Genomic DNA, 25,448 nt, shown 5'->3' with positions numbered 1-25,448 from the left:
GCGGGGGTATTTTTTTGCCCTTAAATTCTGTATCCCGTGCTAGGAGACATTGGCGACTCGATCCGCGACTACCGTTCCCTCAGGCTCAGGCCACTCAGGGCGAGACAGATACTCGGTAAGGCGATAGAGCACGAACACAACTCCACATAACGCCACTAACAAGCCGTATAAGGCCGGGCCACTCCACCATTGAATAATCACTCCACCAATTAATGGCGCCATCGACCAGCCAATGGCATAAAAGGAAGAGACCCCAAAATAGGTACCGCGTAAATGGGATGGTGCCAGCCGGTCAATTTGAATGCTCATGGTTGGAAACAAAATTGCCTCAGCCAGACTCAAAATAAAAGTCGCTCCGAGCCAACCCCAAAACCAATCTACCGGATTTAGGGCATACCAAAGCTGGGAGATCGACAAAATACCCAACCCAATCACAATACGGGTGTTAATGGCCAGCGGCCCCATTAACTTCATAATGGGAAACTGCAGTAATACTATCGTCGACGCATTAACAAAGATCATGCTGGATATCAGCTCTACCAATCCCGGCGCTTCAGCGCGGGTGAGGTATTGCACCAAGCTTGAATCCATATGCGCGTAGATAAACAGCGTTAAAATATTCGCAATAATCACCACCAGAAATACCTGATCACGGCGCAATACCGAAAGCGTATTTCCCAGTGATACACCCGCACCCTTTTGCTTACTCGCTAAACGCCCGCTCTCGGTTCTGGCAAAACCCCAAACAAAGGCCAGGGCTAAGAGTAGGTAGCTGAGAGAGGTGAGCCCAAAAGTGGATTGCTGCGCACTCAAACCGGCCCAGACACCCACAATGGGCCCCAGCGCGGCCCCCACATTAATCAGGAAGTAGCGGAATTGCAGCGCCAATTCACGGCTGGCTTGATCGTCAATTAAGTCGCCTATCAGCGCACTCGCCGGCGGCTCCCACACCGCACGACCGATAGCACACAGGGTCATCGCACAGATAAATCCTGCCAAGGTTTGCGTCACAGCCAACAAGGCAAAGGAAAAAATACTCACAATACAGCCAAGCAATAGCATATTGCGACGCCCATAGCGATCCGATAGCGCACCGGTAAAGAAGCCCAACACAGCAGCACCAACGGCAGATGCACTCAGGATCAAACCAATTTCAGCCGCGCCGAGGTGAAACTTTTCAAATAGAAGGATGGCCAGGAAAGGCCAGACCATAAAATAAGTTCCACGGCTAAAAAAACTGCCAATTAAAATAATCCAAACTAACGGAGGGAAGCTCCTCAAGCTTCTCCACCACTTCCCATTCATGGTTACTACTCCAATAGATCACTGCCAACAATTCGATAGAGGCACCTGTCCTGTATGGTTTAAGTTGACTGGTTCCAGATAAAAGAATGGCGCTAAGGCCACTCGGCGAGTGCCCGCAAGACATTGGTACAAATGCAAACCCGGAAGGTTTTTTCACTATTCGGCCAAGGTGCCCATCTTTCAGGGGAGGACAAGCAGCCTACCTCAGAAAATTAAGAGGCAGACAAGGAAGAGTTTCAGTAAGCAAGATGAATTTGAGACAAACAACCTTTATTTACCGACAAAAAAACCCGAGATGATAAGATCCCGGGTTTCCTTCTTGGCAGAAAATGCTCCTGCCCTACGGCTAAACCTTGGTATTAACCCACACTGTTAATTACAGGTTAATAGAGAATAATCTGAGTGAGTTGCACAACAATCATTCTGAATACGGTTACCCAATACTATCCGACAAGATTTGTTTTGAAAACCCAATCTGACAGATAAAACAAAAAAATATTTGCCACATCATCACCCCAGTACAAACCACTAAAAGCAGAATCTTCCCCCCCGTCTATACTCGTTCAGGAAAAGCACCCGAGCCGACCAGCAGAAAAAATACTGCCACGCTTTTTTAATAGAGAGATAAGTCGCGACATGTCCCTATCCAACATGCTCGTTCAAGTGCGTGCTCAGGTTGAGCAGGCACTGGGTAACCAACGCCCCCCCTATACCTTGTTTTTTTCAATTAGTGATGCCAAGCATCGCGCCATCGTGAAGCATAAAACGGCGGCGGATATTGCAGAGGTATGGCAAGACCTAGCAAAGCTCATCCAAAGTGCAGCAAAATCGCACAGGGTGAACCCCTGCTGGTTGAGAGTTGACTGGGTAACTCAAAAAAGTGCAATGACGTTTGCTGGGCTGGAACAAATACTTAGAGATACCAAACGATCATACTTTCGCTATGGTCTGGCATTGGATGATAACTGTGATGTCGCATTCCTTGAACAGGAACTCAATGCTAATGCCATGCTTTATGGCGGGAATCAGATCGATCACGTAATCATCAACGAGAATAATTTCCTTGCCTATGCTAAGAAACGTTTTGGACTAAACACCAAGTTAGATTTTTCAGATGACAGCCCAGTATATCTTCTGTCAACTCAGGGGATTTTTTGTGAAGCTAAACGTGAACCCGTCTGCCTCTATGGTCCAGGATTAGACGCTGGTCGGCGTATCATCGAAAAACTAAATACTAATACTGTTACGAAATTAATTAAAACAAGCAGCCATTACCTGGGCAGCCAAGTCAAAAACAATGGAGCATTCCACTATGGTTGGCATGCCTGCTTCGACCGGAAGATAGATACCTATAACAATTTGCGTCATGCAAGCAGTACCTATGCGATGATTGAAGCCTGGGAGGTAACCGGTGATAAAGCACTGATGACTTCCATCCTTCGGTCACTAAAGTACCTGACAGAAAAGCTAATACAATCCGCGCTCCTTCCTTCAGGGAAGATGGGTGCATTTTTAGTAGAGTCGAATAATGAGATTAAATTAGGGGGCAACGCTGTATCACTCCTGGCACTAGTAAAGTACTCTGAGGTAACAAAAACCGAACACTACTCCGATTTAATGGAGCAGCTGGCACTTGGTATGGAGTACATGCAAGACGCCGTCACTGGGCAATTTTGTCATGTTCTTGAATATCCTGAACTTCAAGTTAAAGACAAGCATAGAGTCATCTATTACGATGGTGAAGCTGCCTTTGGTTTAATGCGTCTTTACGGATTTACTAAAGATTCCCGCTGGCTGACATTGGTCGAGAAGGCATTCAATTATTTTATCCGAGCTGAGCACTGGCGTGCCCACGATCACTGGCTGAGCTACTGTGTCAATGAGCTGACACTATATCGCCCTGAAGAAAAGTATTATCAGTTCGGTATTCGCAACTTTTCCAGTTACTTGGATTTTGTTGAAAATAGAATCACCACCTTCCCAACTCTGCTTGAATTGATGATGGCTGCTGAAAAGATGGTGACTCGCTTACGCAAAGAGCCCAAGTTTCAGTACCTACTAGACCAGGTAGATCTAAAGCACTTTTACAGAGCGTTACACAAACGTGCAATGTACCTCCTAAACGGCTATTTCTGGCCCGAAATAGCCATGTACTTCAAGAATCCCAGACGAATCTTAGGAAGCTTTTTTATACGGCACCATGCTTTCAGAGTTCGTATTGATGATGTCGAGCACTATCTATCTGGTTTTATCGCCTATCGAAATTATCTTATTGCCGCCAAAGATATACCGGAGGATATTGAGGAGGCATACCAAGAAATGCTTATCGAACCAGCTGCCGATTCACACAAGTCATTGCCTGTGCTCGCTTGGGGGGGGGACGTAAACTTGGCACGAAGGCAACATTATCGCACGGCACAATTTGGAACCGAGAAAGTGCTCGGCACAATTATTGCCCTAAAAAACGCAGATATAAGCGTAGTGAATCTAGAGTGTGTGATAGGGACTGAGGGCGAACAAGGAATCAGTAAGGGAGAGTCATCCCCATACTATTACCGAGCCCGCCCTGAAATGCTATCCGTGTTAATGGAGGCCGGTATTGATGTCGTTGTTACTGCAAACAATCATAGTGGGGACTATGGAAGCAAAGCACTTTTGGAGCAACAACACTGGCTGGATGCAACCGGTATCGGTTACGCTGGATCAGGTATTAATATCGAAGAAGCACTTACCCCAGTATATCGTCCCGCCGGTCGGCTAAACGTCGCCATTTTCTCTATTGATGCCACACAGCCCCGCTTTGCCGCAGGTCCAAGTACGCCTGGTTGCGCTCATCTACCACTTACCATACCCAGCCTCTGGCTTGATAACCTAAAGCCTAGGATTGAAGCAGCGCGCAAAAAAGCACATCTCGTGCTCGTCGCTGTTCATTGGGGAAACAACAGAGAACCAAAACCAAGCGAAGATGAAATAACCATTGGCCACGCCATTATCGATGCCGGAGCAGATGGTATATTAGGTACCAGCGCACATAACCTACAAGGTATTGAAATTTATCAGGACAGACCTATTATCCACGATGCTGGGGATCTTTTGTTCGATGCGGTCCGACGTAACCTAGCCGATAGTGGAATCTTTCGCCTCCAATTAAGCGAAAATGGAATAGAAAAAATCATTTTTGTGCCCGTAGGTGTTGGGTTTGGTTTCAGTAAGCAACTAAGTGGAGATGTAGCAAAAGATCTTACGCAACGATTTTCGAAAGCTTGCTCAGAGCTGGGGACACACCTGACCTTAAATCCAGATGGTAGCGGAACCATTCTACTGTCACCTCCAGACAGGCAATACCGTAAACTTCCCCATCTTCTTAAAACCCATTACAAACGAGAAGTAATTAGAGAAAAGCGTCCATTGAACCCTAATTGGACTGTAGATCAAGTCCCCCTAGATGCTCGCATCCCCCCAATAAAATGCGGGCCGCTTAAACTATTGGGAGTAAGATTTTTTCCGCGTGAAATAAAGACTAGACAAATGTTATGGGTAGAGTCATTTTGGACTACCGATAAAAAGGTAAAGGAGGATTTCCGTTTAGATTTTCGAGCGATCCCAATCAAAGAAACATCTATGCCTTATTGGGGAAAGGCGATGGACCACGATCCTTGTGATTGGCAAGTACCCACTTCTCGATGGGAACCAGGAAGAATCTACCGTGACTTTTATGGGTTAAGGGCCCCGGCAGCCAATCAAATTAAGCCTGTTCATCTTCAACTTGCCGTAGGTATTATTTCCAACACACAACAAGTAAAGCCTGTAATTGTTGGCGGAATGATTACACAGCTAAACTTTTCTAAGAAGCCGCCACAAATTCCTACATACAAAACAGATTTTCCTCCGGCTGTATACCAACATACGCCTATGCAGACTTGGAATGCTCAACAACTTGAACTAGTTTCTGGAGGAAAATGGCTAACGCCGCCACCTGAAAATTGGTACATTCGCAGCGTAATTTCTGGGAGTGGATTTTTAGACCAAGCAGTGGGGCCTGTCTTATTTGTTGCTCATACAAGTAAAGACAGAGATTTTCACGAACAGCGCTCAAAGCCATCTGCCAATTACTTTGACTGCCATAAAACCCTTCCTGAATTTGCACATCGTATTGCTGGCGCCATTGTTTCCCACCCTGTAGATGGATTGCCTAAGGAACTGCCTGTACTTCAAGTTGAAGACCCATTAAAAGTTATAATTGAGCTCGGATTAGCAGCCAGAAAACGATTCCAAGGCGATGTCATTGCCATTACAGGTACTGCAGGAAAATCAAGCACCCTAAAAATGCTTGTGCAAATTCTGGGCCCCAAAGAAAAGATATTATCCAGTTTAGGTAACTATAACTCACGTGTAGGCGCACCTTCGATGCTTGCCAGTCTAAATCCTGACCATGAAGCTGCCGTTATCGAAGTGGCTCAGAGCGCATTATGGATGAAACGAGGCCCCATCACAAGACAGATAAAACCAACTATATCTATAATTACGGAAATTGGTCTATCACAAACTAACCATCGCATAAAATCAGTTGAAGACACTGCGAAATGGAAATCGTGCATTTTTGACGGATTAACGAATTCTTCAGTAGCTATATTAGGGGACCACCTAAAGTGCTTCGACTATATTCTTTCGCAAGCAAAAAAATATGCTAAAAAAATAATAGTGTTTGGCAAAGGAGAAAGGGCAGATGTTAAGATAATAAATATTGATGCCGATGAAACTGGAAGCAATGTCACACTACAGTTCCCAACTCAAAGATTAGAATTAAAGGTTCCCGCACCCAGCACTGGCATGATGTACAATGCCATAGCTGCTATTTGTGCAGCTTACGCGCTAGATAAAGACCTAGCCCAATGCGCAAATAGATTGCTTGACCTAGAACTTGATGAGGGACATTTAAAAAGAAAAAATTTAAACATTCAAGGTAAATCCCTAACACTTATTGATGATAGCTGGAACGCTGAAGTTTGCTCCATGATTAATGCATTCTCAGTATTTTCTCAGAGTAAAATAAAAAATAATGGACGAAGAATTGCGGTACTAGGTCGCATTGTCCATTTAGGTAAAAAAGCACAAGAATTACATGAAAGTCTCACTCACCCCTTACTCAACAGCAATGTTAACTGGGTAATAACACACGGTGAGGAAATGAAATTTCTCCGGGAGTTATTACCGGAAGAAATTTTAGGACCACATTTTTCAGAGGCTTCACCTCTCGTTGACTATCTAGCTGATTTCTCCCAGGATTCAGACCTAATACTTATCAAAGGATCCAGAAGGGACTCCGACTTTGGCTCAATCCCCATCCTACTAGAAAAACTTCAAAAAACCGGACAACCCATAGAGGTAGAATAAAACTTAAAATCCAACACATGACAACTCAAGAAAAACATGATACAGATCAAACTTACACATCTGGCCGACAGATGTAATTCGCTATACCACTGCACGCCCTACTAAACCCACCCATAACAAATAATTGAATCCAGAAATTCAATATTTATTGCAAACTCCACAAAACAGAAACACTAACATTATTTTTTTTACCTTTAAAATCTTTCGGAAACAAATTAGACCAAACCCATGAAAACTCTCGAGTAAGAACAATTTTACTTATACTACCCTTACCGAAACCATATCCAAGATAAGGCTTCTGCGCCAAATTGGGGTCTACCGGCACCCACCGACCACCCATAAAAACTTCAGCGGCATGATGATTAGGTCGATCAAATCTTTTTTTCTTGGAAAAAAGAAACTCTGAAGTAACTCTTGCAGGATACCCCATAGAGCGTGCCAATGCGACAAAAAGCGCCGCATGCTCTGTACAATCACCCTCCCCTGACTCAAGGCCCGCCAGAGCGCCTTTTGTAGGCTGAACTTTATATTTAATTATTGCTTGAGGAATCAAAAAAGCTGCCCTCAAACGACTCTCTTCATCTTCAAAAGTATTTTGTATTTTAAGGGATAACTTTTTAATTGGAGTGGAATCTGACTCGATAAACCTCGCTGACTCTAAGTAAGTACCACTTGGAAAAAAGTCTCGCCCCCTGCTCAATTGAGTATAATCATATGAAGTAAGCATTAAATCAAACTCAACAATCCTGGAAACTGTCCTTCCAGCAGGAATACTCAGCACAAACTCAAGGTACTTAGAACCCCCTACACCATGCTTCTTGTAAATAATTTTTTCTGGATAATCATATCTAATCTTCTTTAATGACTGCTGCAAACTATACTCTACAGGCATAGAAAGTCTTTGAACATAACCATTAATATCCTGCTTCGAAGAGTTCGTAATTGCGACCTCAACCGAAAGAGTAACAATTTTTGATTCAGCTTGAGATAAGCTAGAAAGACCAAAGAAGCCAAAAACAATGTGCACCAATGAGTTAGCTAACCATTTCGCCATTACCTTTCCCGTAGCGCCTCACCCGCCTTATTGATTGGCTTCATAAGATAATCAAAAACAGTTTTCGAACCCGTTTTTATATCTACCGCTGCAATCATACCTGGCACTATCGGAAATTTATTACCCTCATGATTTTCCAGAGAATCAGTATCTGTGAGGATGAAAACCTTATAATAGTATTCGCCTGGCACAAACTCATCTTGAATCGTATCAGGAGATATAGTCGTCACTGTACCATTTAAGTCACCATAAATCGTATAGTCGTATGCAGTAATTTTTACTTTAGCTACCTGCCCAGGACGAATAAATGCGATATCCCTGGGGGAAATTTTTGCTTCAACTAAAAGCTGATCATCAAGTGGGACAATCTCCATTATCTTTCCATTTGGGGGGATTACGCCACCAATAGTTGTAACCTCAATAGCTTTAACAATGCCTCTTACAGGAGATTTGTGAGTAAGTCTTATTAGTGAGTCAGAACGCCCCTCAACTACAGAAGACAGCGCCTCAACTTCAGCACTAAAGTTTGCCAACTCCTCTCGGGCTTTCACCATGTACATAGATTTTATCTCATTTATCTTTGTCTCCAACTCAGACTTTTGTCTTTGCAGACGTAAAAGATCAACACTACTGGCTGCCCCTGATTCGACAAGCGACCTGGTGATAGACAACTCTTTATTGACCAACTCTAGGGTTTCCTTTGAACCTTTCAACGATTCTGCTAATCCTCTCCGCCGCGTATCAAATAGTTTTCTTTCTTTAGCAATAAGCTCCGCATGCGAAGACAGTTCCTCTGGAAATTTAATCGATGTACTATTTACCTCAGCACTCAATCGCGCGACACTAGCCAAAGCAGCTCTGTAGCGAGCCAATATTTCTTCTACATTCGAACGTAATTTTGTAGGATCCAACTGCGCCAACACTTCACCCTTTTCGACAATATCCCCCTCAGAAACTTTAAGATCCTTCAGTATTCCTCCCTCTAATGATTGGATAATCTGTGAACGCGAAGTCGGAACCACTTTACCAGCGCCAGAAGAAACCTCATCAACCTTGGCCAAGTAAGACCAAAAAACCAACGCGGCTAACAATAAAAAAAATACCCAAACTATTCTTCCTGAGCGTACGAGAGATGCATCATCAATATCATCCTCATATTGTTTTTCATCATTTTGTGAATCAATATCTAAGAGAGCGATGCGTTTTGGTTCGCGGCGAAAACCGAAGTCATCTGGAATTGGCATTACAGCTTCTCCATCCTAACCTCTAGGAAACTTCTTCATCCTTCTTAGGATCCTTCCGTCGAGAAAGAATAGAGAGTGCTTTTTCTTTTGGCTCATCGAGAACAACTCGACCACTATCCAGCACAATTATTCGATCTACAAAGCTAAGGATGCTAGTTCTATGAGTTGCAATAACAACTGTTTTGTTTACACTCCAATCTGATAATGCACAAATAAATTTTTTCTCAGTGGCTTCGTCCAGTGCTGAAGTAGGCTCATCCAGCAAAAGAACATTTGGTTGACGTAATAAAATCCTAGCAATCAGCAGAGACTGCTTTTGCCCTCCAGACAGCCCGTAGCCACCTTCTTGAATCATAGATCCCAAGCCTTTCGGGAGCTTACTCACAAAAGTCTCGGCACCACTCATTTTAAGTGCGACGAGAATTTCATCATCGCTGGCATTGGGAGAACCTAAGACAAGATTTTCATAAATAGTCCCATGGAATAGCCCTGTCTTTTGGCTAAGGAGAGAAATATCTCGTCTTACATCAGCGGGATCTATATGAGCCAAGCTGACATCATCTAACCGTAACTGACCACGAGCGGGCTCAATATAACCCGACAGTGCATGTAGCAACGTTGACTTACCGGATCCATTTCGACCTAATATAGCAATCCGTTCACCTTGAGTAATTTTTAATTCAGGAATAACTAGAGCGGGATCAGACGTATCATCTCCATAGTTATAAACCGACTGTTTAAAGTGATAATTTCCTTGAAGCGAGGACTTCTGCACTTTCTTTTCATCTTCAGGGTTATCAACCGGTAACTGCATAATCTGATCAATTCCTTTCATCGCAAACCGGGCTTGCTGCCAGCGGCTTAAAACCTGGGTGATATTTGCCATTGGTGACATCATCCGCGAACCAAGAATAGAGGCAGCAACCAGTGCGCCCGTTGTCATGTCGCCAGCCATGACCATCGGAGCTCCAAATAACACAACTACAGCAAAAACTGATGACTGCACGTTATGGGTCCAACTCAGTAAAACACCAACCAGATATCGCAGCTTTAGATTGGAATCTGCGGTGACTGCGTTGAAATGATTCCACTGCCCTTGAAAGCGCTGTTCCGCCTGCATGGCTTTTATATCTTCCAGCCCTTGAACCGTTTCTATTAGCATTGCATTACGTAGCGCTCCTTCTTTAATAGATTCCTTCGATAACTTTGCAAGCCTCGGCTGAAGAAGCAACCCAGGAATAATTAACAAGAAAACTGCTACAAGAGGTATTAGTGCCAAGCTCCCAGCAACCCACCACATAACAAACAGAAAGAGTACAAAAAAAGGTAAATCTGCAAGAGCCAAAACGGTGGAAGATGTAAACAATTCTCTTATGCGCTCAAGGTCTCTAATCTGAGAGATAAATGTACCGGTTGATTTTGGTCTGGCTTGATCTTTAACCCTAATAGCATGCCCAAAAACCAAATCCGACATACGAATATCAGCACGCTTCCCCAGCAAGTCCGTTACCCTGACTCGCATAGTACGCATAATAAAATCAAAGATAATTGCTACTACAACACCGCTAAATAGAACGTAAAGGGTAGGAAAAGACTCAGCTGGAATGACTCTGTCATAGACCTGTTTTGAAAAAACAATTCCAGCTAGTGCTAGAGAATTTGCAATTGTTGTGGCAATCATCACATGAAAATAGGGTTTCAAATCCCTAAGGATAATCCGGCGAAACCAATGCTTGTCTTCAGTCTTAACATAGTCATCTATACGAGAGTCTGTTGCCGTTCTCCTGGGACGAAATATAGCCAGGTTCAGAACATTATTTTTTAAATCGTCCAGATGTACTGTACTCTTTAGACCTTTATCGCCACAGTAGATAACACTCAGTTCCATATCTTTAGATACAGACTCTACAACAACTAACTGACCATCCACCAATTGGGCAACAATGGGCAAACGCCACGAATTGATCGCAGACTCATTGAACGAGCTGAATGTTGCCGTAAGCCCGGCCTGTCGCGCCATCTGCCTAACAACGCTTTCTATAGAGTTATATCCCCCCCAATTCCCAGCTATTCGGACCCTTTCATAAGAGCAATCAATTCGATAATGTCGAGCAATAGAAATTATTGCCTCACACCAAGGAGTAACGTTAGCGGCATTATTTTTAGAGCTGGAAAATGGCTTTTCAATTTCACCCGCAATATCTAATTGGCTTCCATTCAAGGCAACACCTCCACACCCTGAATCTCGGTTCCATCCAGTTTAAATGCCTCGCGCAAACCACCACGACTATGTAGACAATCTATTTTTAGAAGGTGCAAATCAAAAATCGTATTATTTTTTTCTCGGCGGGCAATGTGTAGCTCCTGTTCTGAATTTAGCAAATCAATTAGAGTCCGCGTGCCTAGAGTGGAATACTGCTGTTTATATAGATCCCTTGTTTCAGCTATAGCGCTCTCCCTAGCGCTAAGCGAACTCAAACTACGCATTAACCCTTCAGCTTCTTCTTGTGCCTCACGATATTTTTGGGTTACAAATAATTGTGCCGAGTCTCTCGCCGCATCAGCCGACAGCAAGGCATAACTCGCCCCCTCTCTTCCGGCAGATATCTTTCCACCTTGATAAATAGGCATGGAAACATTAAAGAAAATCGCCTTCTCATTACTATCAAGTGCATTGGCATCAACATAGTTTTGATCCAAGTACTGATTCACATTTCCATCAAGGGTTAAGGTTGGCCATGCATTTGCTTTTGCCGATTTAAGCTGTGCTTCAGCTTCAGCTCTAGATGCGGCAGCAATAAGTACATCTGGTACTGACGACAAATCAAAAGACTGGACATCACATGCTTGTGCGACGTCCTCAGGAACATACATAGCCACCCGAAATGGAGATTGGAATCCAGTGAGATTCTGTAAAGTGGTACGCCATCGGCGTAACAAAGCTTCTACTTGCTGTTTAGATGCCTGTGCAGCATCAACTCTTGATTGCGCCTGTAACACATCTGAGCGGGAACTAACTCCACGCTCCTTTCGAATTTGCACAAGATCAGCAATAGCAGATACGCCATTAACTTGTGCATCAGAAGTTAAAAGGAGAGACTGATAGCGCTGAACCTCAATTGCCGCTTTTGCGGTTCTCCTTGCAACTTCGTCAATAGATTGGAGAACTTCAGCCTGAGACCTTTGTACACCAGCCTTTGCAAAGTCAACATTGCTAGATACTTTGCCAAAGTCATAAACCATCTGGGAAATATTCACCTGGAACGCGTGTCCATCACCTTCGCTTTTGTACTCGGAGTCGTTCCCGGCCACAATTCCAGCATTCAATCGAGGAAAATATCCCGATCGTGCAGCTTTGACGCCTTGCCTCTGCTGATAGAGATTCCCAACGGCTTCTGCAATTAATGGATGCCAACCGACGGCTTGGTGCACCACTTCAAGCATATTGAATTCAGTTCGCTTTATACCTTCCTCATACTCCCTAAAGGAAAACTTTTTTAATGAATCATAAGCCTCTACTTCCATGCTTCTTGGGCTAATTACTTCAGAGGAACGGGTAGAAATTAATATATCGGCGTCACCTGTGATTGACCAAAACACCAGAGTCAACACAAATGATATTTTCATTTTCTGTTTAAACACTTCCACTATATTCACTTTCAATAATTACCGGGAGGTTAAACACTCTATTAACATCTAATTACATAAATTCTGTAGAGTGGCCACAAAAGTCTAGCCAAAAAAAACCGGGCCTTACGGCCCGGTACTTAAGTTAATTTTTCGCTTTCAGATCTAAGTGTCGCTCAAGCTGTTTTGTTGCCACATATCTCCGATAGTGTCGTCAATTGCTGCCGACATCTCCATCGAATCCATTACTCCACTAGAAATTTGGCTCGTATCTACGCCAGCCACCTCTCCAGCAGACTCGAATATTTGAGTATCGCTACCCACAGATTCGAATAGATCATCAAGAGTCAAGTCAGAGCCACTACCCAGCATGTCAATACCAGGCACAGTTGCAGTACCAACATCCAATATGCCGTCAGAGTCCATTGCCACATCTGATCCAATATTGATGATGGTAATGTCAATATCAATATCGATATCAACTGAAATGTCGATGTTGATATCAATGTCAACGCTAGTATCGGCATCGGCATCGGCATCGGCATCGGCATCGGCATCGGCATCGGCATCCGCGTCAGAATCCCAAACAAATATCTCATCTGTTGGCATTCCAATACTTTCAACCATGAAAGCGACACCTTCATCTGGGAGCGCATCTGGCTCTTGGTAGTCCCTTCCAATATTGATAATGATGATATCAACGTCGATATCGATATCGATGTCGATATCAATATTTATGTCGATATCCACATCGGCATCAGCGTCGGCATCGGCATCGGCATCGGCATCGGCATCGGCATCGGCATCTGCATCTGCATCAGCATCAGCATCTGCATCAGCATCTGCATCTGCATCTGCATCAGCATCTCCGTCCGGTTCCCAAGTGAATAACGGCGGATCTGCCAAAATATCTCCGTCGCCACCCAGAGTCGCTACATCACTTCCATGAAGTGCGCTCTGCTCGTGCGGATGATGTCCGATATTGATAATGATGATGTCAACGTCGATATCAATATCAATGTCGATATCAATATTTATGTCGATATCTACGTCGGCATCCGCGTCGGCATCGGCATCGGCATCAGCGTCGGCATCCGCATCCGCATCCGCATCGGCATCGGCGTCCGCATCCGCATCGGCATCCGCATCGGCGTCGGCATCCGCATCCGCATCCGCATCCGCATCCGCATCCGCATCCGCATCAGCATCAGCGTCGGCATCTGCATCGGCATCGGCATCGGCATCGGCGTCGGCATCTGCATCCGCATCTGCATCCGCGTCGGCGTCGGCGTCGGCGTCGGCATCGGCATCGGCATCCGCGTCGGCATCGGCATCGGCGTCGGCATCGGCGTCAGCATCGGCATCCGCATCAGCGTCGGCATCGGCGTCGGCGTCGGCATCGGCATCTGCGTCGGCATCCGCATCCGCATCCGCGTCAGCGTCGGCATCCGCGTCGGCATCCGCATCCGCATCGGCATCCGCGTCGGCATCGGCATCGGCATCGGCATCGGCATCGGCATCGGCATCGGCATCGGCATCGGCATCGGCATCAGCATCTGCATCTGCGTCGGCATCCGCATCCGCGTCAGCGTCGGCATCCGCGTCGGCATCCGCGTCGGCATCCGCATCTGCGTCGGCATCGGCATCGGCATCGGCATCGGCATCCGCGTCGGCATCCGCATCTGCGTCGGCATCGGCATCGGCATCGGCATCGGCATCAGCGTCGGCGTCGGCGTCGGCGTCGGCGTCGGCGTCGGCGTCGGCATCGGCATCTGCGTCGGCATCCGCGTCGGCATCGGCATCGGCATCGGCATCAGCATCTGCATCTGCGTCGGCATCCGCATCCGCATCCGCGTCAGCGTCAGCGTCAGCGTCAGCGTCAGCGTCGGCATCAGCGTCGGCATCCGCGTCGGCATCCGCGTCGGCATCCGCGTCGGCATCGGCATCGGCATCGGCATCTGCGTCGGCATCTGCATCCGCGTCGGCATCTGCGTCGGCATCTGCGTCGGCATCCGCATCTGCGTCGGCATCGGCATCGGCATCGGCATCGGCATCGGCATCGGCATCAGCGTCGGCGTCGGCGTCGGCGTCGGCATCGGCATCGGCATCTGCGTCGGCATCCGCGTCGGCATCGGCATCGGCATCGGCATCGGCATCGGCATCGGCATCGGCATCAGCATCTGCATCTGCGTCGGCATCCGCATCCGCATCCGCGTCAGCGTCAGCGTCAGCGTCAGCGTCGGCATCAGCGTCGGCATCCGCGTCGGCATCCGCATCTGCGTCGGCATCGGCATCGGCATCGGCATCGGCATCGGCATCGGCATCGGCATCGGCATCAGCGTCGGCGTCGGCGTCGGCGTCGGCGTCGGCGTCGGCATCGGCATCGGCATCGGCATCGGCATCGGCATCTGCATCAGCATCAGCATCGGCATCCGCATCCGCGTCGGCATCCGCGTCGGCATCGGCATCGGCATCCGCGTCGGCATCCGCATCAGCATCTGCGTCGGCATCGGCATCGGCATCGGCATCGGCATCGGCATCGGCATCGGCATCGGCATCCGCGTCAGCATCGGCATCGGCATCCGCGTCGGCATCAGCGTCGGCATCCGCGTCGGCATCCGCGTCGGCATCCGCATCTGCGTCGGCATCGGCATCGGCATCGGCATCGGCATCGGCATCGGCATCAGCGTCGGCGTCGGCGTCGGCGTCGGCATCGGCATCGGCATCGGCATCGGCATCGGCATCTGCGTCGGCATCAGCATCCGCGTCGGCATCGGCATCGGCATCGGCATCGGCATCGGCATCAGCATCAGCATCAGCATCAGCATCAGCATCAGCATCAGCATCAGCATCAGCATCAGCATCAGCATCAGCATCAGCATCAGCATCAGCATCAGCATCAGCATCAGCATCAGCATCAGCATCAGCATCAGCATCAGCATCAGCATCAGCATCAGCATCAGCATCAGCATCAGCATCAGCATCAGCATCAGCATCAGCATCAGCATCAGCATCAGCATCAGCATCAGCATCAGCATCAGCATCAGCATCAGCATCAGCATCAGCATCAGCATCAGCATCAGAGTCAGGAATAAAAAATTGATCGCGATTGTCATCATCGTTATCGCTAGCCGCTACAGCGATAACAACAACTCCAAGTGCAATTAATGCAGGAATCCACCAAGAAATACCCGGATCGACTGGTGCTGGTGCTGGATAAGAAGCGCCACCAGCCGCAGCAAAGGCAGAGATTAAATCTCCATTAGAAGCTAACATAAGAGGCTCTCCAGCCCCTGTTAGCACTAGCTCACTGTGCTCGCCATCTTCATCTAACAGGTAAAACCCTGAAACAATGACGATCTGGCCGGATTTTAAAACAATAACGAGGTCTAATCCGTCCTTGGAAAAAGACGCAATATCCTCAGGATCTGCGGGCATTTCGACAAGACCAGGAGAGGTCAAAGATAGCCCCTCCAGTGATCGCTCGTCGATTGAGCCCGTGGATTTGTCAAAGATTTTCGCAATCATGCTCTCACCAACTTCAAACGGTGCAACTTCCTAAATACACAGTTCATGGCCTGAGCTTAAAGACGGAAAATACCCCACTTTGAGCCCATCCGTGACTAGATTCACTAATACATAGCCTTACTAATTTCCCTCCATAAAAAAACAATTACGCCAGTACGTTTTTACGCGCACTACTTTTGTATGGACGTAATTCAAAACGTTTTCAAGGAGGAGTTAGGCAGCGGCAGGAGAAAAACAGTTTTCGTGCTAACTTCAGCAAGATTAGGAAGTTACAAATGACTACAGACCCGGAAATTGGCAGGCACTTAAACAAAAAACCTACCCCCGTTGTTGATACGCCTGCCGGGCCAATCATCGGAACCACAGATGAGGAAACTGGCGTATATAAATTCTTGGGTATTCCCTACGCTCTCCCTCCTGTAGGGAATTTACGTTGGCTACCACCGCAAGAGTTAGACCCCTGGAAAAATCCTTTCCAAGCGCATAGCTTTGGTTCACCAGCAGCGCAAAACTCATCCGCCCTAATGGAAGTTCGAGATCAAAACGGGAATCTTCCTGAAAGGGAGGAATGCCTCTATTTGAATGTATTTTCTCCCGCAATGTCGCAAGGAAAAAAGCTGCCAGTAATGTTTTGGGTTCATGGCGGCTCTTTTTACATGGGATCAGGATGCCAAGAAATTTACAATGGTAAATACTTAGCAGCTAGCGGTCGGACAATTGTTGTCACTATAAACTACCGTTTAGGCGCACTGGGATTTCTACGTCTAAAGGATATTAGTGATATACCATCAACCGGCAATGAAGGGCTTTTAGATCAAATAGCCGCCCTACAATGGGTTCAAAAAAATATCTCAGCATTTGGCGGAGATCCAAACAATATCACTCTTTTCGGTGAATCAGCTGGGGCAATGAGTATTGCCTCCTTACTTGAAACTCCACAATGTAAAGGTCTTATACGCCGTGCAATTGTCCAGAGTGGGCACCCAAGAGCCTCCCACTCCCTGCAAAGCGCTAACCATGTTGGTAAGACTTTCATTCAACAATATGAAAAAATCTCTGGTGGCATCTCACTACAAAATTGTCCAACCAAACTTCTTCTGAAAACCCAAAAAGCAATACTATCTGACACGTCGATGACAGCAAAATGGGGGCAACTGCCATTTAAACCTGTCGCAGACAGGGAACTTTTTTCCCCTGAAAAGAAGCTCTCCCCGACACACCAAACATCCCTTTTGTTAGGGAACAATTTGGAGGAATGGAATCTCTTTAGCGCGATAAACCCTGAAAGCTTTAACATGGACTACCGGCAAATATGCACTCATCTGGAATGGCTTATCTCAGAATCCGAGCTAAAGCCCCTACTCAGACATTACTATCAACTAGCAAAAAAAATGACAGACAACCCCTGGCCAGAGTGGAGCCGAGCCTGGAACCTTTTGCTCACTGATATGGTATTCACCTTGCCTGGGCTGAGACACCTACAAAGTCATCAGGGGGAAAACTATCACTATCACTTTGCACAACCTCTCGCAGCACAGCCATTGCTAGGGGCTTGTCACGCCGTTGAGCTTGGCTATGTATTTGGAACCCATAGCGATCACTCCTTGAAAACACTATATGGTGCTGAAGAAAACCCCCATTTATTAAGTGCCTCAATGCAACAAGCTTGGCTGAATTTTGCTGAAACAGGGAACCCCGGCAATGATTGGCCAGAGTTTTCAGGAAAACACAGTAAGCGATTTGGCAATCATCCCTCAGCCAGAGCGTTTAACTCACCAGAGCTTCTCAGTTTATGGCAACATATACCCGACGATAGTTTGAATGGTTATCTTTAGGTTGGCATAGATGGCAAGAATTTTTTTAATCAGGCATGGAGAAGCAGCGAAAGGGGAGCACATCCCCGACCCAATACTCACAGACGAAGGTTACAAGCAGGCAGAAGAGCTAGCCCTAAAACTTTCCTCTCTTGAGAAAGTTCAATTAATCAGCAGCCCCAAACTCCGTGCACAGCAAACAGCAAAGCCTTTGGCCGAAGTTTGGGATATAGAGGTTGTAATTGAAAATGCAGTGACGGAAATACCTACACCAGAAGAAATACCCAAAGCTCAACGCCTAACCTGGTTACGAACATTACTTACTGGAGAGTGGGACCCCTGCGACAGAGAACAAAAAGACTGGCGCGAGGGAATAATCCGGTATTTGGAAAGTCTTTCAGAGGACACCTTTATCTTCTGCCATTTTATGGTCATCAATTCAGTTGTTGCACATATCCGAAACCACCAAAAAGTACAACAGTTTAGGCCCGATTACACTTCAATCACTGAGCTAAAAAATGATGGGAACAAGCTACATTTAGTTCAGCTAGGCGAAGAAAAAGTTAACAAAATCCTATAAAAAAATGGGGTATGTGCAGCATACCCCAAGCAGGTATTTATTTTAAATCAAGCTTTTGCTGACCACCTCAAACAAATCCTTAGATAGGTCTCCCGAATCAGCAACCCTTTGCAGGGCAACTTTCATCTTCTCACCCAGGCTACCAGAGTATTTTTTCCAACGTGTGATCGGTATAACCAGCCTTGCTGAAATTTGTGGATTTAGCTTGTCCAAGGCCAGAACCTGATCGGCAACAAACTCAAACCCGCTACCATCGCTCTTATGGAATTGCTTAAAATTACGATTAGCAAAACCACCTATTACAGACCTTACTTTATTGGGGTTTTTCATTTCAAAAGCAGGGTGATCCATAAGTGCACGAATATTTTCCAATGTACCGCGCTTGGGACTACAACTCTGCTGGCTCAGCCATAGTTCTACGACTTGAGTATCGGTTTTCCAGCGCTCATAAAATTGCTCAATCAACCCCCTGGCTCGGTCTTCCGGTGCATGATTAATAATAACAGCGAGAGCCGCCGCACTATCTGTCATATTACTAGCGCTCTCAAACTGAATCTGGGCTATATTTAAGGCCTCCTCAGTTTCTGTTATGCACATATAGGATAAACAGGTATTTTTGAGTCGTCTTTGCGCAACATCTAACGCATTCGGGCTATAGGGCTTTGTCGTATTCAATTCTAGATAGCGCTTGCGAAATTCATCAAATAATTCACCTGCAATTACCTTCCTTACAAAATCCCTCGCAACAATTATTGCTTCCGCATCAATAAATGATGACTCTTCAGCGATAAACTGCTCACTGGGCAACTGCAAGATCTCTGCAACCAGCGCTAGATCGAGATCAACATCCTGTAAAACCTCTTTATAAGCACTGATTAAACTTGATTGTACCTGTAGTTCCTCACCTTTACGAAAAGCCACCTGAAGCTCATACAAAGCATTTAATGCTAGGCGCTGACTTGCATCCCAGCGGTTAAACGTGTCCTTATCCTTTCTCATTAAAAACTGAAGCTGCTCATTACTATAGTTGTACTTTATTTTTACTGGAGCAGAGAAGCCCCGCAGCAATGAGGGTAAAGGCTTCTCCGTAAGTCCGGAAAACTCAAAAGATTGCTCATCTTCTGTTAACTGTAAAACAGTTTCAGTATCACCCTGCTCATTGAGCACAAGCTCTGTGCCATCAGCCCCCAGCAATCCAATTCTTATTGGTAAGTGGAAAGGTAACTTCTCTTCCTGACGTGGCGATGAAGGGCAAGACTGGCGAATAGTTAGCCTATAAGTGCCATCAGTTTCATTAAAGCTATCTGTCACATCAAGTATCGGCGTGCCTGCTTGGCTATACCAGTTGCGGAATTGCTTCAGTTCAACCTTGTTAGCATCTTCCATCGCCTTGACGAAATCTTCACAGGTTACCGCGCAGCCATCGTGCCGCTGAAAGTACAAGTCACTTCCTTTGCGGAATCCTTCTTCACCTAAGAGTGTATGAATCATCCGTACAACTTCCGCACCCTTTTCATAAATTGTCAGAGTGTAAAAGTTTGAAATTTCTATATAAGAATCTGGCCTGATAGGATGGGCCATAGGGCCGGCATCTTCAGCAAACTGGGTAGTACGCAAAAGGGATACATCTTCAATACGCTTAACCGCTCGGGAATTAAGGTCAGCAGAGAACTCCGCATCACGAAATACAGTAAAACCTTCCTTCAGACTCAACTGAAACCAATCCCGGCAGGTGACCCGATTACCGGACCAATTGTGGAAGTACTCATGCCCTACAATAGACTCGATCCGCTGAAAAGCTGAATCCGTCGCTGTTTCTGGGCTAGCGAGCACGCAGGCCGAATTGAAAATATTCAATCCTTTGTTTTCCATAGCCCCCATATTGAAATGATCAACAGCAACAACCATAAAGATATCTAGGTCATATTCCCTTCCGTAAGTTTCCTCATCCCAACGCATCGCATTTTTAAGGGAGTGCATAGCATGATCACACTTCCCAATATTTTTCGCTTCCGTAAAGATCTGTAACTTAACCTTTCTACCAGAGGCTGTTGTGAAGCTATCTTCCACATGCTCCAAGTCCCCCGCTACCAACGCAAATAAATAAGCCGGCTTGGCAAATGGATCTCCCCAAGTTACAAACTGACGACCATCTTCATATCTACCTTTCTCAATTTCATTGCCGTTGGAAAGTAGTACCGGGTGGTCCATCGGCGCGACGATGGTGGTGGTAAATTTGGACATAACATCCGGCCGGTCAGGATAGAAAGTAATTTTTCTAAATCCTTCAGCTTCACATTGAGTGCAATACATACCATTAGAGAGATATAATCCCTCTAGAGATGTGTTTTCCTCCGGATTTATCCGATTGCGGATTTCCAGCAGAAATTCTGGTTTCTCTACAGGGATAGACAGGCCCTCAGGTAGAACCTGATAATCAGATGTAGACAACAAAACTCCATCCAAAGAAACCGAAAGTAATTCCAGCTCGACACCATCCAGCACTAAAGGCGGCAGCCCTGCACCCGCTTGCGGATTTCTGCGAATATTCAAACGAGATTTGACCAAAGTTGCCTTGGGTTCCAGCTCAAAATGTAAATCAGTAGCATCCACCAAGTAATCTGGTACTTGATAGTCTTTCAGGTAAATGGTCTTTGGCTGGCTATCTTTCATTATTGAAACACCTTCAGTCGTTCTATGCCCTTCCGGGGCAGTATGAATTCGATTAATTGGACCAACAATATCGTTACCCGGGCTAATACTATTTATCACCCAAGTTAAAAACCGGACTATAGCTTCCCAGCGCGATTGGTGCCACGCATAGATAAGTTAGATTAATACTTGCCCTTGCAGCCTTGCCCACCGGCACTCTTGGCACATCTGCCTACACAGGCGTGGCGGCAACAGCGGCGGAGAAGCTAAAAACTATCAATATAGCCATTAATATAGATAAAAACTATTAATTAATAGTCGATTATCTATCTACATAAAGCACTTATTGTCTGCCCCACCCCACAGCACAGTAGATACTCATCAACATGGCGAGAAATTGCAGCAAGTATAATTATCCAATCTGGTAAACTCGCCATAAGGTAGAAGTAAGGGATTAAAGTATTCCTACTCCACCCTTCTGTAACAAATAATAGATTTAATTTTGAGCTAATCTCTTGCGGGAACTCCGAGGTTCAGTGTGCGTAAACTCCGTATATCCATCATAACCCTATCTTGTTTTTTAGCTGCGCTCATAGCAGCTAGCTGGTGGAAAAAGGATATCGTTGCTTCTCAGCTAATCAATATTTTCTCAGGAGAGGTAGTTATTCAGGAGCTGACAGGTCTACAACTGGGTTTTAAAGAAGTTTCGATCCAGGAAGTTCGCCTAAAGTCCAGTGTAAATAGCATTATCCTCCTTGAGGGAGTAAAAATTGTCTATCCTTTCCATATTATTTATGACCGAGATAATACTCAAAAAATTGAACTATCAATAGAGAAGCTAACCAGGAGCATGGAAGCTGAAGATATCGTTACCAAAGCCCATATCGACGAGCAGCTCCCGGAAAATAATGTCAAGACAAGTAATACATTATCGTTAAGTGCCCTAAGCCAAAGTCTAACCCGCTTTTTGCCAGGCAAGATATCCGTTAAGCAAATAGTACTCGATGACCAATTGATTGGCGGCCCACTAAATATAGCTCGCGACAACACAAAAATTCATGCCGAAACTCCCCTTAAACACCCCCAGTTTGGCGAGCTTAATTTATATTTTGAGGCTTTTTTAGGTTTGTCAGAAATCAAACTAAAACCCAGAATACTAACTAACAACTCAAAGCTTCTGTCTGAAGCTGATATAACTATTGCTAAACTAGAAACTGATAGATGGGTTTTAAACAGTGAACTTGTATCAGAGCTGGAATCTATAGCCCCACTGATAGAGATATTTGAACCTAAAGCTAGCTCTACAACTAAGCCGACAGTATCAGGCAAAATTATAGCTACCACCGCGATTAGCTTGCCAGACAATCTGCTATCCATTTCAAGCTACCGAGAAATTGACATTCAACTTAATGGCAATGATCTAAAGACCACAATCCCATACGCTCAACTAAACTCCAATATAGAAGCCCAATTATCTATAAGTAATCCAATAAAAATAACACTTGACTCACTATTTCCATTTAAACCTCGACATATCAAGGGGAGTGGCGAGTTTGATATAGCTTTAGGTACTGATAAAAACACCAATACCCCGCTATTAAGTGCGGACTTTAGCTCGAGCACATCGGCGACATCTCCCGAATTAGATATCGAAGGTACTTTTCATCTAACAAGTGCAAATACTATAGTTAATTCCCCCCTATATCTCAGGCACTTGCCAGCACTACCTATAGATAGTGTTAATGGAGATGTGGCATTTAAGGGTAAACTTCAACTAAGTTCGCTTAACAATATTAACTCTCCAGAAGTAAATAGCTTTCAATTAGAATTGATACCAAACCAAACTATTCAATTGGATATTTCAGCTCCCACATCAGGAAAAAACTCGCCTTTAATTACTACCGGATTGCATCAGAGCAAGATTCAGGCAAGCATTAAAGATCTTATCTCCATTACAGGTGACCTGACCAATCCCAACAAAAGAGATATTAAGGTCGAACAAGGATCTCTAACTGCAACAATACAAGGCTCCAATAGGGACTCGACAGTACAGTTAACCGCTAGCGGCATACAATGTCACTTCTCTGATATCAGTGCCTGTAACTTTGAGCTGAAGACAAAGGTACCCCAACTTTATGAGCGGGCCAGAGAATTAGCAGTTACCAATCTGAGTTCAACGGCCAAGGCAAAGATTGAAAGCAATCTTAAAGGTCAAAACTTTACTCTAGAGAGCATTAAAGTATCTGGAGAAAAAATAGCAACCAAAACATTGGCGGCTGACAGAGTAAACTTAGATATACCAACAGTACACTGCGAAATAACAGAACCTACAATCTGCACTCTCCCAGAAATAAGCAGTCAGTTTGGAATTATCAACACCAAGCAATTTTCCCTTTCTGGAGACCTCAACTTTCTTGATAGTATTGTTACCATCAAAAATGGTGCTGCAGCGCTGGACAGTGAATTTAATAGTAACAATTTAGAGATTGAGACATCGGAAAAGTACAAGGTTAACTCTTCAGCCAAAGGCAAGCTATCCCTGCAACACAATAAGCTAACAAGTCATAGTCAAATTAAAGCAGGTGCAATTAAAATTGATTTAAGCGGCTCTTACGACTTATCAAAATCCTCAGGTGGAGTTGAATTTTCCGTTCCTGAAGTTACCTTTAGTACGGATCCCTCTCTAAACGATACGATCCAGGGGCTTCCCCTCAATATCGTCTCGGGCAGACTTTCTGCCGGTGGTTCTGTGTCTTTGCCCCCCCGGTCCAAAGATAGTATCCATGTTTCATTGGACGATATTGCAGCAACCTATAAGGATAGTTTTGCCACCGGAATCAGTGGAGATCTAAAAGTAGAAAACGAAGATGGGCACTGGATCACACCTACACCATACCCACTATCGATAGAATCTATTAACGCGGGTTTACCAGTGAAAAATATCCAGTTATCACTGCAACTGGATAAACAGAAAGATATTACATTGCATAATTTTTCTGCTGACTTTTTGCAAGGCAAGGTTACTTCATCAGCCCTTATTTGGAATCTCGCTGAAGAGACTCGAAAAAGCATTGTACATGCACAAGGTATTTCCCTGGAGGCTTTAGCACTGGAGACAAACTCAGAGAACTTTGAGGCCAGCGGGCTAATTAATTTAGAAATCCCCATTGTAACGGGGCCTGAGGGTATCACTGTGGAAGCCGGTCACCTTCAGGGTGAAGCTCCAGGCGGACGCTTACGCTACTACGGAGCCTTTTCTCCGCAGATGCTGGCAAGCAACCCCCAACTTAAGTTGATAGCCAATGCACTGGAAGATTATGAGTTTCAAACACTGGAAGGCAGCATAGACTATCCAGCCAGCGGAGATCTCCAACTACAGCTAAAGCTGGTTGGTCGAAGTGAGGCTATCGATTCTGATCGAGACCTGGTGATCAACCTAAACCTTGAAAACAATATCCCAGACATGCTGCGCTCATTGCAAGCCAGTCGTGATTTGACTGAAACTCTGGAAAAGCAGCTGGACCAATAGGTCAGGAGTGAAGTAGCCTTTATTGGTATGTACAAGCCTGCTTGGTTCATCACCGGTTAAGGTTGACTCAATAAAATACTTGAGTCTGCCGGCATCCAACTCACCTGCTGAACCAGGCAGGTAACACGGGCTAGGTACAAAAAGTAAAAGGGTACCAAAGAGGTACTGTGAGGAGTGTCAGATGAAAGCCAGCCGACTGATTCCTATGGGGCTGCTATACGCTATGGTTGCTACAGGGTGTACACCCACTGTAGCGGTAAAGGCTCCCAGTGAGCCAATTACAGTAAACCTGAATGTGAAAATTGAGCATGAAATTCGGGTCAAGGTCGACAAGGACCTGGACAACCTGTTTGAAGACAAGGAAGGGATTTTCTAAGGAGGCAAATATGAAGACATTAATGAAAGCCTTTTTGGCACTGAGCTTATTAATCGCCCTGCCTGCAATGGCAATTTCCCTGAATGAAGCCAAAAGTAAGGGCCTGGTTGGTGAAGCCAATAGCGGATACATCGCTATCGTAGATGCCAGCTCACCAGAATTAGAAAAACTGGTCAAAGAAGTGAATGCCAAGCGAAAAGCTGCTTACGCTCGAATCGCTGAACGCAATAAAATTGATATAGCCCAAGTGGCAACACGCGCCGCTGAAAAGTTGGAAGCCCGCTTGTCACCCGGAGAATACTACCAGGACAATCTGGGACGCTGGGTAAGGAAGTAACTCATAGC

Annotated in this window: 13 protein-coding genes; 6 read left to right on the top strand and 7 right to left on the bottom strand. The window is 45.5% G+C overall.

What is annotated here, in order from left to right:
• Positions 1–39 precede the first annotated feature (39 nt).
• Complete coding sequence (locus ACJJIY_RS11595; protein ID WP_445357955.1) at positions 40–1,212, bottom strand: MFS transporter; 1,173 nt, start codon at positions 1,210–1,212, stop codon at positions 40–42.
• Positions 1,213–1,941: 729 nt separating this feature from the next.
• Here ACJJIY_RS11595 and ACJJIY_RS11590 point away from each other — a divergent pair.
• Positions 1,942–6,699, top strand: coding sequence for a CapA family protein (locus tag ACJJIY_RS11590; RefSeq protein WP_445357954.1), 4,758 nt, complete (start codon positions 1,942–1,944; stop codon positions 6,697–6,699).
• A gap of 145 nt (positions 6,700–6,844) precedes the next feature.
• On the opposite strand, the gene ACJJIY_RS11585 is transcribed toward ACJJIY_RS11590, so the two are convergent.
• The 5 genes from ACJJIY_RS11585 to ACJJIY_RS11565 form a co-directional block, all read right to left on the bottom strand.
• The gene (locus tag ACJJIY_RS11585; protein ID WP_444898131.1) at positions 6,845–7,753 is read right to left on the bottom strand and encodes a transglutaminase-like domain-containing protein; all 909 of its coding nucleotides are present in this window, start codon (positions 7,751–7,753) and stop codon (positions 6,845–6,847) included.
• Positions 7,753–8,997 (bottom strand): beta-barrel domain-containing protein, encoded by a 1,245-nt coding sequence (locus ACJJIY_RS11580; RefSeq protein WP_444898132.1) that lies wholly within the window; start codon positions 8,995–8,997, stop codon positions 7,753–7,755. Before ACJJIY_RS11580 ends, ACJJIY_RS11585 begins: the two co-directional genes overlap by 1 nt.
• Before the next feature lie 22 nt (positions 8,998–9,019).
• Positions 9,020–11,218, bottom strand: coding sequence for a type I secretion system permease/ATPase (locus ACJJIY_RS11575; RefSeq protein ID WP_444898133.1), 2,199 nt, complete (start codon positions 11,216–11,218; stop codon positions 9,020–9,022).
• The gene (locus ACJJIY_RS11570; protein WP_444898134.1) at positions 11,215–12,645 is read right to left on the bottom strand and encodes a TolC family outer membrane protein; all 1,431 of its coding nucleotides are present in this window, start codon (positions 12,643–12,645) and stop codon (positions 11,215–11,217) included. Before ACJJIY_RS11570 ends, ACJJIY_RS11575 begins: the two co-directional genes overlap by 4 nt.
• 144 nt (positions 12,646–12,789) lie before the next feature.
• Entirely contained in the window at positions 12,790–16,152 is a 3,363-nt protein-coding gene (locus ACJJIY_RS11565) for a BapA/Bap/LapF family prefix-like domain-containing protein (RefSeq protein WP_445357953.1), read from the bottom strand.
• Positions 16,153–16,427: 275 nt separating this feature from the next.
• Between ACJJIY_RS11565 and ACJJIY_RS11560 the strand changes: the two genes are divergently transcribed.
• A complete protein-coding gene (locus ACJJIY_RS11560; RefSeq protein WP_444905982.1) occupies positions 16,428–17,987 on the top strand; it encodes a carboxylesterase/lipase family protein in 1,560 nt (519 codons plus the stop codon).
• Positions 17,988–17,997: 10 nt separating this feature from the next.
• Entirely contained in the window at positions 17,998–18,546 is a 549-nt protein-coding gene (locus ACJJIY_RS11555) for a histidine phosphatase family protein (RefSeq protein WP_444905983.1), read from the top strand.
• Between the two features lie 42 nt (positions 18,547–18,588).
• Here ACJJIY_RS11555 and pepN read toward each other — a convergent pair whose 3' ends face one another.
• Positions 18,589–21,219, bottom strand: a complete 2,631-nt coding sequence (gene pepN, locus ACJJIY_RS11550; RefSeq protein ID WP_445357952.1) for an aminopeptidase N — start codon at positions 21,217–21,219, stop codon at positions 18,589–18,591.
• 517 nt (positions 21,220–21,736) lie between these two features.
• On the opposite strand from pepN, the gene ACJJIY_RS11545 reads away from it, so the two are divergent.
• The 3 genes from ACJJIY_RS11545 to ACJJIY_RS11535 all read left to right on the top strand — a co-directional run bounded on the left by ACJJIY_RS11545 (position 21,737) and on the right by ACJJIY_RS11535 (position 25,440).
• Positions 21,737–24,727, top strand: a complete 2,991-nt coding sequence (locus ACJJIY_RS11545; RefSeq protein ID WP_445357951.1) for an intermembrane phospholipid transport protein YdbH family protein — start codon at positions 21,737–21,739, stop codon at positions 24,725–24,727.
• Between the two features lie 181 nt (positions 24,728–24,908).
• Positions 24,909–25,103, top strand: coding sequence for a YnbE family lipoprotein (locus tag ACJJIY_RS11540; RefSeq protein WP_282931815.1), 195 nt, complete (start codon positions 24,909–24,911; stop codon positions 25,101–25,103).
• A gap of 10 nt (positions 25,104–25,113) precedes the next feature.
• Positions 25,114–25,440 (top strand): YdbL family probable chaperone protein, encoded by a 327-nt coding sequence (locus ACJJIY_RS11535; protein WP_282931814.1) that lies wholly within the window; start codon positions 25,114–25,116, stop codon positions 25,438–25,440.
• Positions 25,441–25,448 lie beyond the last annotated feature (8 nt).

It is taken from the genome of Microbulbifer maximicatervae (SeqCode) (genome assembly GCF_052468155.1).
Note: the sequence above shows the minus strand (reverse complement) of the source record. Positions and strands in the feature narration are given on the sequence as shown.